The following is a 12,285-nucleotide window of genomic DNA, read 5'->3' on the forward strand; positions in this document are numbered from 1 at the left end:
GCTCGGCAATCTGTGGTCGGCGGGCAGGCCGCGTTCGGTGTACCGGGGTGCAATGGCCTCCCGCACACCGGCGTGCTCGTGGTCGGGGTGACCGGTCCGAGGTGCGACTGGGTTCGCTACCTGCCGGAGTGGCCGGAGCGTCTATGCCAGCAGCCGCTCCCGCAGGCGGTCGCGCAGTTCCGCGGTGAGGCCGATTGTCGCGAAGTAACCCTCGAGGTCGGTGTGCAGGTCGTGCATCGCCTCGGTCCCGGCGGCGAGGTATTCCTCCCTGACTCCCAGCACCTCCGGCGGCAGGGTCAGGCGGCCGCCGGAGTTGCGGTCGACGTCGGCGGCCAGCGCGTCGATGGCGATATTGCTGCGCAGGAAGTCGTCGAGAATGTCCGATTCGGTGATGCCGATCGCCCGGAGCAGGGTCGCGATCGCCCAGCCGGTGCGGTCCTTGCCCGCGGCGCAGTGCACCAGCACCGCGCCCTCGTCGCGCAGGATGGACTCCGTGATCGCCAGCAGCGCCGCGTGCGCCTCGGGCATGGCCGGGAACGATCGATAGGTGTGCAGCATCTCGGTCAGCCCGTCGCGGGCGGCTTCGTGTGGTGGCTGTTCGCCGATGCGTGAATCGAAGGGTGTCAGCCGTAATCGGACGCCGACGGGCAGCACATCCGCACCGAGGTGGTCGATCTCGCGAGGGCCGCGCAGATCGTGCACCGTGGCGACCCCCAGCTCGCGCAGCGTGGCATGGCCCTGCGCGTCGAGTTGGCACAGGTGGGCCGAGCGCAGCAGCACGCCGCTGCGCAGCGTGCGACCCCGTGCGGTGCGTAGCCGGCCGACGTCGCGGTAGTTGAAAGTGCCGGAGATCTGGAAGTGATCGGGCCGCGAGGTGTTCATCAATCAAGGCTACGGGCGGGCCGGTTGCGCAGGGGTTTCGTTCGTCGATCGAACCGGCAAATGTCGGGCGGCGTGTGGGATCTGCCACAGCGATGCGACGATGCGCATGTGTATCTGTAGAGTTTTTTTCGGATTCGCGACATGGCCTCCTGGTTGTCGGGGAAGATCGCAGGGGTGTCCGTTGGATCGCGGTGGGGTTCCAAGGGGGTAACAAAACATTCTTCCAGTCCGTATACGGCGGTGAAACGGGTCGTGATCCTTGAAAACCCTCTATATTGGTGAAATGTTGAATGGGTCGTCCGTGTCGGAGGGCTCGATGCGATCACCGAAGATCTGCAGCCCGCCGAGCGACCCGCGCAGCCGAGGTGCGCGAGTTTTATCGCCCAAGGGAGTCGTCGTGAGCGAAGCGAACCATCAATACGGCGCGCCTCGCGCACGGTGCCGACGAGCGCCAGCGAGGAGGTGCCGTGAGCGCTAGTGGAGAGATGGTCGAGGTCCGTACCGGGCCGGCGATCACTGAGGCTGTGGAGAAGGTATCCGCCGAAATCGACTTTTCCGGCACACGTGCGCTGCGGATCCTGCTGCATACAGGGATCAGCGCGCTGTGGCCGGCCATCAAGGCCGCGCCCGAGCGGCAGGTTCGCACCTACGAGGCGACCGTCGCGGCGCTGCGCCGCCGCTGGGAGGATCGGGTCGGCTGCGGTGAGGAGCCCGCGGTCTCGGGCGCGTTCCGGGATCAGGATGCCGAGATCGGCGCCTTTCTGCGGTTGTGCGCGGATCGTTCGCACACCGAGTGGATCGAGCCGGTCGAGGCGATCGCGGCCTATACCGTCGCGGTCATGCAGGGCACCGTGCTGCGCTGGCTGGCCGATTGCAACGACGAGACGACCCTCATCGTGCTGGATGATCTGGTGTCGAGCCTGACCACGCGCGCCGTGGACAAATAGTTCAACTATCGCAACCTTGTGGACCGGGCGCGATGGCGCCTCGCCGAGAAACTGGACGTGCGACCAACTTCGTGGTTCAGTGGATATCGTGACGAACGTGTCGCCGATCACCGCCCTGCACGCGGCCACCGCGGATCTCGATCCGCCGCTGGCCGCTCTCGATCTGGCCGCCTTGCGGGCCAACGCCGCCGACCTGACGAGGCGGGCCGGGAGCGTCCGGATCAGGGTCGCCAGCAAGTCGGTGCGGTGTCGCGCCGTGCTGGAGGAGGTGCTGGGGTCCGGGCTGACCGCGTCCGGGGGATTCGCCGGCATCATGGGCTACTCCCTGCCCGAGGCGATCTGGCTGGCCCGCCGGGGCGCCCGCGACATCCTGATGGGCTACCCGACCGTGCACCGGGCCGCACTGGCCGAACTCGGCGGCGACGACACCCTCCGCGAAGCCATCACGCTGATGGTCGACGACCCCGCCCAGCTCGATCTGATCAAGACCGCCGTCGGCAGCGACCGGGTGCGCCCGCGGGTGTGCCTGGACGTGGACGCGGCACTGCGCATCGGCTCGCTGCACCTGGGACCGCGCCGCTCCCCGATCCGCACTCCGGATGAGGCCGCGCGCCTGGCCCGCGCGGCCCTGGACCGCGGCTTCCGGGTCGTGGGCCTGATGACCTACGAGGGACAGATCGCCGGGCTGCCCGACACCAATCCGGCCGTGCGGCTGGTGAAGCGGGCCTCGGCGGCCGAGATCCGCAAGCGGCGCGCGCTGGTCGTGGATGCCGTGCGCGCGGTGGCCGGCGAGCTGGAGATCGTCAACAGCGGCGGCAGTGGATCGATCGAGGTCAGCGTCTCCGCGCCCGAGGTCACGGAGGTCACCGCCGGATCCGGGCTGTACGTGCCGACGCTGTTCGACCACTACCGCAGCTTCACCCCGCGCCCGGCGCTGTACTTCGCCCAGTCGGTCGTGCGCCTGCCCGCGCCGGGCTTCGCCGCCGTCTTCTCCGGCGGATACATCGCGTCCGGTCCGGCAGGTGCGTCCAGGGTTCCGAAGCCGGTGTGGCCCAAGGGATTGCGCCTTGTTGGCACCGAGGGGGCGGGCGAGGTGCAGACCCCGCTGTCGGGCGCGAATGGCCTGGCGATCGGCGATCGGGTGTGGTTCCGGCACGCCAAGGCCGGCGAGTTGTTCGAGCGCTTCGACAGCGTGCACCTCGTCGACTCGGACGGCACCCGCACCACCGCGCCGACCTACCGCGGCGAGGGCAAGAACTTCGGCTGAGCGCAGACCATCATTTCGGCTGCGTCACAAGTCAACTCGTCTTCCGCGTGTGCTTCGGCCGGATCCACCGCGGGGTTCCGGCCGAAAGTGTGCCGGGATGACATGGTGCGGGCGGCCGTCAGGAGTCGGCGAGTTCGAGGAACGCCGCAAGATCCGTGAGCTGCTCGGGGGTTTCGGGCAGATACTCGGTGAGCAGGGCCGAATGCACGATGATCGCGGCCCACATCGCGCGCGAGACCGCGGTGGTCAGCCAATGCCGCGACAGCAGGGTGTGGATGCCGTGCGGTGCCTCGCCCGGGGAGGAGGTGGTCATCGAGACCAGGACCACCGCCGCCTCCCGGCCCGCGAAACGCTCGGGGGTGCCGACCAGTACGTCCTCGATGCGCGCGCGCGAGAGCAGCGTCCGGATCCGCGCCACCTGCGCATGATAGGGCGTCACCACCAGGATGTCGTGCGGATGCAGCCGCCTGGTCACCGCGCCCTGATGCCACGGCAGCCCGAGCAGATTGCGCACCCGGCGCACGATTTCGCGCGCCTCCTCGGCTGATTCGGTGCTGTTGCCGTGGTGATGGAGCGGTGCCATCCGTACGCCCGGCGGCACGCCCTCGAGATCCCGTGCGAGAGTGACGGTTTCGCTCGACCGCAACCGGCCCGCATAGCGCAGCCGCGACACCGGCCCGCACAGCTGGGGATGCATCCGCCAGGTGCGGTCGAGGAAGTATCCGAATTCCGGTGGCAGCGTGGGCAATCCGCCCAGCAGGCGGCCCAGCACCGAATCGTGCACCGGCTCGGGATGGGTGCCGTGCCCGGGCAGTGGCGCGGGATCCCCGAACAACAGCAGATTGCGCGCGCTGCCCGCCACCGCGACCGCGTCGGCCAGCGGGAAGTGTCCGGCGTCGGCGATCACCAGCAGGTCCAGCCCGCCCGGCGGCACCCGCGCGGCATCGGCGAAATCGCCCGGGAGCCCGCCGATCACGCAGCCGTTGACGGCGTTGTCCAGGAAACGTGAATAGCGGTCCGGATCGATCGACAGCCATTCCGGGGCGACCGACTGGGCGTCGGATTTGGCCACCAGCTCGGGCAGCACCCCGACCCGGACCAGCGCGTCCAGGACCTGCTCGACCGCCGCATGGCTCTGTGCGACCACCCCGACGCGCCACTTGTACCGGGTGACAAGGCGTTCGGCCACCCGCGCCCCGGTATCGGTCTTGCCCGTCCCCGACGGGCCCTGCACCGCGACATAGGACTCGTCCAGGTCGAGCACGGCCGCGGTGACCGCCGCGGCGTGGTCGCCGAACACCCCGGGCAGCGCGGTCTGCGAGCGCAGTCGCGGCGGGCGGCGCAACAGCAGGTCGAACGCGGCCGTCCGCGGCACCTCGGGCAGGCTGACCAGCAACTGCTGGGCCGCGAATTCCAGTGCGTCCGCGATGTTCTCGTCGTGTCCGGGCGGACCCGGCGCGATCGCGATCGGGAGGTCGTCGTAGGGTTCGCAGCCCTCGGGCAGCAGCTCCTCGACCCGCACGGCATCGTCGAAGTTGGCATCGAGTGAGCAGCCCAGAATGGTGGCGTGGGCGGTGGCGCGGCGGCCCGGGGCGGTGGTCATGCCCGGCGCCGGGCGATCGTAGACGGTCAGCACCGGGGTGCCGGGCCGCGGCGCGCTGCCGGTGCCCAGGCGCCCGGTCAGCTTGAGGTAGCGGCGCATCGGCAGCTCGCCGGTGCTGTGCCACTTGGTGTCCACGCTGCCCCAGTCGGCGACGAGAACGCCCGGGGCGTCGTCCCATTCGGCGATCGGGTGGTGCAGGCGGTCGGTATGCGCCCAGTGCAGCGGCTGGCGCTCGCGGCGGTGATAGGCCAGGGCCGCGGCCATCAGCGCGGCGGCATGCTGTGCGGCGCTGCGGGATTCGTCGAAGTCGAAGGCGAATTCGCGCAGCGCGGCCTCCACCGCGGGGAGCGGTTCGGCGCTCGGGCGGTCCGGTTCGGCGGTGGGCCGCACGCCGTGCTGCGTGGCGAGCTCGAGCAGCCACCGGCGCAACCGCTGGGTGTACGAACACTCCGATTCCGGTGTGCCGGAGACGATCTCGCTCGCCGGATCGAACAGTTCGGCCAGATCGGTCAGGCGATACGAGCGCTGGCCGATGATCAGCGCCGAGCGCAGGATGGGATAGAGGTCCACCAGCGCGGCGAGCAGATCGTCGATGATCTGCTCGTCCGCGCCGTATCGCGCGCACAGCTGGGCGAGAAGGTGGCGGGCCTGGGTGCGGTAGTGGTAGATGCGCAGGTCCGGATGCTGTTCCTGGCGGTCGAGCAGATACTCGAGCAGGGCCGGTGCCTCGTCGGCGACGCCGAATGCGTGGAAGAGCATGGCCGGGTCCTCGCCGCCCTCACCGGGTTGCGCCGGCGCCACACCCACGCCGACGGCGGTGGTGGGCGAGCCGGAAACGGACAGGAAGACATCTCCCGGGGACGGCAGCGGCAGCGCGCCGAGCGCGACCGGATCGGTGACGGTGTAGACCGCCGCCGCGCCGCGCTCGTACCTGCGTTGCAGTTCGGCCTGGCGGCGCAGCGCGGAAAGAGTGTGCGCGGCAACCCCGGTGACCGCGGAATCGGCGGCGGCGAGCCGATCGACGGTCGTGATGCCCGCATCGCGCAGCTGCGCCCGCACGGCAGGGCGCATGCCCGCCACCAGGAGCAGATCCCGGCCCGCGACCAGCGCCGCGGTGCAGGTCGGGCAGTCGCCGCAGGCCAGATAACGCCGGTCGCCCCACTGCACCGGCAGCAGCTCGTTCTGTTTGTCGGCCAGGATCGTCGTCAGGCGGCGGCGCCGGGCGCGATGCACGGCGGCGGCCGCGGCGAGGTCGTGGGTCGCGGACGATCCATCGGGTAGGCGCAGCTGTACTCGTGGGTCGACCCGGAAGCCGTTCTCCCGGAGGGCTTGTGCGCAGGCGGCCAGCTCGATCAGGGTGGCGACGGGGGAGTCCTCGGATGCGACGCCGAATATGACATAACGGGGTGCCTCTGGGGCCGAGGCGGAATCGGTGCCGGGCGCCGCAGCGGTGGTGCCGGGCGATGCGACCGCGCCGCCGGGCATCCGGGCCGCGGAGCTGGGCGACGCCGCATCGGCGAGGTGCGCATACGCGCCGGGGGCCTCGGCACGGTCGGTGACGAGCCCCGACGAGGTGGCGATCAGTGAGGTGTGGAGGGCATCTCCATCCAGCACCGTGTCGGTGTCGTCGTCGGTGTCCGCATGTGGCTCGCCGGGATCGGAATCCGGGCCGGGGCGGCCGTCGTCCGGGTCGCACAGGTCCGCGCGGACGAGCGCGGCGCACGCGGCGGCGAACTCTCCATCGAAGAACCGCGCCCCCACGATCACCCCGGCTCCCGCATGCAGGGCGGCGAGCGTCCGTTCGTGTCCCTGGCGCAGGGACGCCACTGTCGTATCCGGGTCGCCGTCGGAGGGCCGATTGATGTGGATTACGGCGTCGCGCTGTGTGAGCAGATCTGCCAGGCGCGCGCTCATCGGTGCGGGCAGTGCCTCGGAGAGGGGCGCGGTGACGTGCGGGGACAGGGCAGCGGACAGCGGCGTATGCGTGCCGCCCGCGACGGGGGGCACGAGGCCCAGTTCGGCATCGAGCGCGCGCAGCAGCGCGAACTCGCAGCGCGCCGCCTCCACCAGGTCTCCGGTGCTGCACACGACACGATCACCGAACAGAATCAATCGCGGCCCTCCTGTGTCTCGGGACACCCGCACCCGGCGGGACGCACCGTTGCGTGCCGAGTCGCGCAACAGCGTAATCATTCGGATTGGACGCCAGTGGTGTACGAGGGGCGTGTCGTCACGTGAAGTCAGCGCCGACAAGTCCCAGGTCCCGCATCGAGTTTATGGGAACCCCGCCCCACGGTTCCGCGAGGTGGGAGCTTCGGGCCGGGCGGGGTGGCGCGGATCGGGCCCGGGACCGGTGAAAGTATTGCGGCATGCCGTTTTTCGAGGGCGCTCGCGGGCGGCTGCACTATCGGCGCTGGCCGGTACACCCGCCCGAGGCGCGAGAACACCCCACGGCACTGGTGCTGTGGTTGCCGGGCACCGGTCAGCACAGCGGCCACTACCACCGGTTCGCCCGTGCCCTGGGCGCGCGGAATATCGAGGTCTGGGGCCTGGACACCGCCGGGCAGGGGCTCAGCGAGGGGGATCCGGCGGCGCCCGGCACCCTCGACGAGCTCGCCGCCGACGCAAGACTGCTCGCCACGCTGATGCGCCGGGACTCGCCGGGAGTTCCCCTGATCCTGGCGGGGCACTCGTTGGGCGCCGCCACAGTTCTGGCGCTCGTATCCGGTGCCGCGGGAACGGCGTCCGGCCCCACCGGCCCGGCACCCGAGTGGGCCGGACTGGTGCTCACCGGCACCCCGAAAAGGGCTCTCAGCGGCGATGTTTCCCTGCCGGACGGGCTGCGCGCACTGGCCCTGCACGGCGTCGACGATCGTCGTGCGCCGATCGATGTCGTGCGCGACTGGACGTTGCGGCGTCAATCGGTAGGGTTGCGTGAGTATGCCGATGCCGGGCACGATTTGCTGCACGAACCGGTGCACGCACGGGTCGCCGCCGACATCGCGGAGTGGATACAGGATGTCGTCGCGGGCACGGCGCGCGCATCGGTGGAGTGAGCTCGAGAAAGGGGGACCGGTGCAATCACAGGAGACCGGGGATGTGCGCAGCGATGTCGCTGCCCTGAGCCATGCGGTGGACGACGGTGAGCTGTGGATGGACGGTGTCTTGGTCACCGACGGCGTCCACGAGCGCTGCGCGCGTCGCTATGAAACCCTCGCCGAACAGGTCGAACAGCAGATGAAGGTGCTGCACGCGGGCGTCTCGCTGCCCGGTTTCGGCGGCTTCGAATCGGGCGGTTCGCTGCGGCGCGGCTTCGAGGGCAAGGCCACCGACGCGCTGGAGCGGATGCAGGAATACGCCGACGCCGCCCGCCGGCTCGCGCAGACGCTGCGCGCGGCTGCCGCGGCGTACACCCAGCACGATGCCGATATCGCCGTCGCCCTGGGCAAGACGACCACCGATGTCGTGGGGGCCGGGCATGCATAACATCAGCGGCACCGGCACCAAGGTCGAAACCCCGCACACCGACCCCGATTACGCGCCGACGGTCGAGGTGTTCGACCATCTCGGCTATGACGAGATCTACCGCGGCGTCATGCAGTTGCAGCCCGAGGTGCTGACCGCGGGCAAGCACGCGTGGCAGACCTCAGCCAGTGGGATGGCGCAGGCGGTGCAGGAGGCCAATGCGGAGGTGCGCGCCGCGATGGCCGACGGCTGGCGCGGTAGCGCGGCCCAGCTGGCATCCGAGGCCATGCAGGCCTTCGAGTCGCTGGGGCAGCACCTGTCCGATGTGATGGCCGAGGTCGGCCGGCGGCTCGGGCAGGCCAACGATGCGGCCGAGTCGCTGCGCTCCTCGCTGTCGCAGCCGGTGTCCTCCTCCGTGGATCTCGAGGGCGCGCTGCTGGATCCCAAACACGCCCTCACCACGTCCGAGATGCAGAAGACGGCCGAGAACGTGCGCCTGGATGCGGTGCGGGTGATGAACTCGGTCTACGCCGGAGTGTTCATTCCGACCGGGAACAACGTGCCCGGCTTCCCTGTGGGCGGGATGTACCCGCACGCGCCGGTTACGGCGCCGGGTTCGACCGTCGTCGCCCCCGGCGGTGGTTCGGCGGATGTGGTCACCCCGGGCCTGATTCCCGCATCGGGTGCGCATATCACGGCGGCGCAACCGGATTCGGCGCATCGCACCGACCATCCGGCTGCCGCGCAGCAACCGGCCACCGACCGCACCGCGGCCCCCGCGGCGGTGAATCCGGCGGGCGTCGCCGCACCCGCGGCGCCCTCCCCGCCCGTGGCCGCGACACATACCTCCGCCGTGCAGGCCGCGCCCGGGGAACCGAATGCGAGTGCGCCACAGGTCGATCGGTCCGCTCCTGCCGCACCTTCGGCCACGGCCGCGGGCGCGATGGTGTCCCCGGGCGCGGTCAAGCCGTCGAACGCGCCCACCAAGCCGCAGAGCGCGTCGACCAAGCCGCAGGGCACCACCTCACAGAGCTCCGACGGCGATCGCAAGGACAAGAATCAGCAGGGCGATCAGTCCTCCTCCGGTGACACCGCGTCCGGAATGGGTGCGGGCATCGTCGGCGGACTGGCGGGCGGCGCGGTCGCCTTCGGTGGCGACACCACCCGGCCGGCCAACTCGGTTCCCCGGCCGCCCAAGCAGTCTCCGGACGACGAGGACTACGACGAGGACGAGTACTACCCGGACTTCGACGAGCCGACCTTCCTGGAACCGGCCGAGCCCGGCACCGAGCTGGTGGGACATCTCGAGCCCACCACCCCACCGGTGGTCGGCGAGTGGGCCGACGATGAGGAGTGAGCTAGAGGTGGGCCGCCGCCGGTGAAATGGACGCTCACCCCCGATCAATTCGCATTGGCGTGGGAGCGCACCGACGGCGACCGGATCCCCTATCCGCTCGCGGTGCGCCTGTCCGCCCGCGACAGCGGGGAACGCGATGCGCAACTGCCCGAGTTGCGGCAGTGGTGTTCGCGCGCACTCGATGCGGACCTCGAGGCGGCGCTGCGTGTGCTGGCCCGGCCGACCATCCGGGTCGAGGTATTCGGCCGGCAGGGCCCGGGGCAGGACGCGCCGCCGGTGCGGGTCCTGGGCGCCGCGGCCGGGCATGTCACCGTCGTCGCGGCCCAGCGGCCCGGTGACGGCCCCGATCGCGGCGGCGAGCTGCGGCTGTTCGTCGGCGTCGCGAAAGCCCTTGCACCCCGGGTGATTTCGGTGCTGCCGGAGCGGGCCGCGGGTAGTCAGCCGCGCTACAGCGCACCGCTGAGCCGGGTTCGCGAGGACAGCCGCGATCTGGTGACGGTGCCGATCTCCGGTCCGTCCGAACCGGCCCGCATCCGCCGCCTGCTCAAGCAGCCCCGCGACGGCATCGGCCAGATCGTGGTCTCCGCGCGCCGTGCCGACGGCGAACTGCGTCCGCTGGGCGTGCTGTGCTGGATCGACGTCACCGGCGACGGCCGCTACACCGTGCACACCCGCACCGAGGTCGCCGTCGCGCCCGTCACCGCCGAGGCCTTCGCCGCGCAGCTGCGGCCCATGCTCAGCGCCGCCGAACGTATCGTTGCCGACGCCGAGGGCTGGTAGCGCTCGCGCAGTACAGGGCGGGTACGAGATCTCGCACGCGCCCTGTGCTCCCCGATTGTCCTACTTCGCAGTGGCTTTGGCGCTCTGCTGCTGGGATCGCTGAATCGGCGCGGCGAGCAATCGGCCGGAGCCGGACGCCGGACGGTCGCGCCGCCGACGCCCGGCCCATGGCGACTTTGCTACGAGCGCGGCTTGCGGCGTTCGAAGCGCTTGGGCTCGCCCCGGCGCGGGCCGCGGGCGGTGGAGCGCTGTCCGGGCGGGCCCTGATCGAGCTGGAGCTGGATCAGGATTCCGCTGATCCTGGTGCGTCGCAAGGCTTCCAGGGTCTCCGAGGACAGGTCGGCGGGGAGTTCGACGAGGCTGTGGTCGGGACGGATGCTGATGTGCCCGAAGTCGCTGCGGCGCAGGCCACCCTCGTTCGCGATGGCACCGACGATCGCACCGGGGGCCACGCGGTGGCGCTTGCCGACGGCGATGCGGTAGGTGGCCATGTCGGCGCCGGTGGCGCGGTGCTTGCTCGGCCCGGCGGCGCGGCGGTCGTCACGCTCGCCCCGGTCGTCGAACGAGCGGTCGTCGAACTTGCGCGGAGTGCGTTCGCGCCGTGGCGGTTCCGGCTCGGCCTCCATGAAGAAGTTCTCGCCGTCGTTGGAACCGATCGCGAGGGCCGCGGCGATGTCGACCAGCGGGATATTGTGCTCGGCCTCGTAGTCCTCGATGAGCTTGCGGAACAGCGCCACGTTCGCCCCGGACAGGTTCTCGGTGATGGCGTCGTGGAACTTCACTACGCGCTGCGCGTTCACGTCGTCGACGCTGGGCAGCTGCATCTCGGTCAGCGGCTGGCGGGTGGCGCGCTCGATCGCATCGAGCAGGCGGCGCTCGCGCGGGGCGACGAACAGCAGCGCCTCGCCGGTGCGCCCGGCCCGGCCGGTGCGGCCGATACGGTGCACGTAGGACTCGGTGTCGTGCGGGATGTCGTAGTTGAGCACGTGCGAGATGCGGTCCACGTCCAGGCCGCGCGCGGCCACATCGGTGGCCACGAGGATGTCCACCGAGCCGGACTTGAGCTGCCCGATGGTCCGCTCGCGCTGGTTCTGGGCGATGTCGCCGTTGATCGCGGCCGCGGAATACCCTCGCGCGCGCAGCTTCTCGGCCAGCTCCTCGGTGGCCTGCTTGGTGCGCACGAAGATGATCATCGCCTCGAAGGATTCGACCTCGAGGATCCGGGTGAGCGCGTCCAGCTTGCGCTGATAGGACACGTGCACCCAGCGCTGGGTGATGTTGGGTGCCGTGGAGGTCTTGGCCTTGACCGTGATCTCGACCGGATCGTGCAGGTACTGCTTGGAGATCTTGCGGATCGCGGTCGGCATCGTCGCGGAGAACAGCGCGACCTGCTTGTCGGCGGGCGTGTCGCGCAGGATGCGCTCGACGTCCTCCTGGAAGCCCATCTTCAGCATCTCGTCGGCCTCGTCGAGCACCAGGTACTGCAGCTGCGACAGGTCCAGGGTGCCGCGCTCCAGATGGTCGATGACCCGGCCCGGGGTGCCCACGACGACCTGTGCGCCGCGCCGCAGCCCGGACAGCTGCACCGCGTAGTTCTGACCGCCGTAGATCGGTAGCACGTGCAGGCCCGGCAGGTGCGAGGAATACCGGCCGAACGCCTCGGCCACCTGGATCGCCAGTTCGCGGGTGGGGGCCAGCACCAGCGCGCGCGGCGCCTTGGACCGGCCCTCGGCGGCCGCGAGCCCCATCAGGATCGGGATGGCGAACGCGGCGGTCTTACCGGTGCCGGTCTGGGCCAGGCCCACCACGTCGGCGCCCGCGATCAGCGGGGGGATCGTCGCCGCCTGGATCGGGGACGGCGACTCGTAACCGACGTCGGCGATGGCCGCCAGGATGCGGTCATCGATGCCGAGATCGGCGAAGGACGGGTCGGCGGCGTCCCTCTCGTCGGGCTGGGAGCTGTCGACCTCTGAGGTATTCATTG

General features: G+C 70.6%; 9 protein-coding genes. 6 read left to right on the forward strand and 3 right to left on the reverse strand.

Annotated elements, in window-relative coordinates:
• Positions 1-141: 141 nt before the first annotated feature.
• Positions 142-882, reverse strand: a complete 741-nt coding sequence (locus ABH933_RS14305) for a tyrosine-protein phosphatase (protein WP_429422794.1) — start codon at positions 880-882, stop codon at positions 142-144.
• Positions 883-1,349: 467 nt separating this feature from the next.
• Between ABH933_RS14305 and ABH933_RS14310 the strand changes: the two genes are divergently transcribed.
• Together ABH933_RS14310 and ABH933_RS14315 are read left to right on the forward strand one after the other, a co-directional pair.
• Entirely contained in the window at positions 1,350-1,829 is a 480-nt protein-coding gene (locus ABH933_RS14310; protein ID WP_429422792.1) for a TetR family transcriptional regulator, read from the forward strand.
• Positions 1,830-1,926: 97 nt separating this feature from the next.
• Positions 1,927-3,096: an alanine racemase gene (locus ABH933_RS14315; protein WP_429423198.1), complete on the forward strand. Its 1,170-nt coding sequence runs from the start codon at positions 1,927-1,929 to the stop codon at positions 3,094-3,096.
• 118 nt (positions 3,097-3,214) lie between these two features.
• Here the strand turns inward: ABH933_RS14315 and ABH933_RS14320 are convergent, their stop codons facing one another.
• The gene (locus tag ABH933_RS14320; RefSeq protein ID WP_429422790.1) at positions 3,215-6,811 is read right to left on the reverse strand and encodes an AAA domain-containing protein; all 3,597 of its coding nucleotides are present in this window, start codon (positions 6,809-6,811) and stop codon (positions 3,215-3,217) included.
• 257 nt (positions 6,812-7,068) lie between these two features.
• Between ABH933_RS14320 and ABH933_RS14325 the strand changes: the two genes are divergently transcribed.
• Genes ABH933_RS14325 through ABH933_RS14340 form a run of 4 tightly spaced genes read left to right on the forward strand, consistent with a single transcriptional unit; the run spans position 7,069 to position 10,301 of the window.
• Positions 7,069-7,755, forward strand: a complete 687-nt coding sequence (locus tag ABH933_RS14325) for an alpha/beta hydrolase (RefSeq protein ID WP_215918278.1) — start codon at positions 7,069-7,071, stop codon at positions 7,753-7,755.
• Between the two features lie 19 nt (positions 7,756-7,774).
• On the forward strand, positions 7,775-8,185 hold the full coding sequence (locus tag ABH933_RS14330; RefSeq protein WP_429422788.1) for a hypothetical protein: 411 nt from the start codon (positions 7,775-7,777) through the stop codon (positions 8,183-8,185).
• Positions 8,178-9,521, forward strand: a complete 1,344-nt coding sequence (locus tag ABH933_RS14335; RefSeq protein ID WP_429422786.1) for a WXG100 family type VII secretion target — start codon at positions 8,178-8,180, stop codon at positions 9,519-9,521. The genes ABH933_RS14330 and ABH933_RS14335 overlap by 8 nt, the downstream gene beginning before the upstream one ends.
• A gap of 21 nt (positions 9,522-9,542) precedes the next feature.
• Positions 9,543-10,301 (forward strand): ESX secretion-associated protein EspG, encoded by a 759-nt coding sequence (locus ABH933_RS14340; RefSeq protein WP_429422784.1) that lies wholly within the window; start codon positions 9,543-9,545, stop codon positions 10,299-10,301.
• A 179-nt stretch (positions 10,302-10,480) separates the two neighbouring features.
• Here the strand turns inward: ABH933_RS14340 and ABH933_RS14345 are convergent, their stop codons facing one another.
• A complete protein-coding gene (locus ABH933_RS14345; protein ID WP_429422782.1) occupies positions 10,481-12,283 on the reverse strand; it encodes a DEAD/DEAH box helicase in 1,803 nt (600 codons plus the stop codon).
• Positions 12,284-12,285 lie beyond the last annotated feature (2 nt).

Source organism: Nocardia sp. GP40 (assembly GCF_050434125.1).
GTDB lineage: Bacteria > Actinomycetota > Actinomycetes > Mycobacteriales > Mycobacteriaceae > Nocardia > Nocardia albiluteola.

What these genes read in the sequence shown, in the direction of transcription:
- ABH933_RS14335 (WP_429422786.1), top strand. Translation starts at nt 8,178, where the DNA reads ATGCATAACATCAGCGGCACCGGCACCAAGGTCGAAACCCCGCACACC.
- ABH933_RS14305 (WP_429422794.1), bottom strand. Translation starts at nt 882, where the DNA reads ATGAACACCTCGCGGCCCGATCACTTCCAGATCTCCGGCACTTTCAAC.
- ABH933_RS14325 (WP_215918278.1), top strand. Translation starts at nt 7,069, where the DNA reads ATGCCGTTTTTCGAGGGCGCTCGCGGGCGGCTGCACTATCGGCGCTGG.
- ABH933_RS14345 (WP_429422782.1), bottom strand. Translation starts at nt 12,283, where the DNA reads ATGAATACCTCAGAGGTCGACAGCTCCCAGCCCGACGAGAGGGACGCC.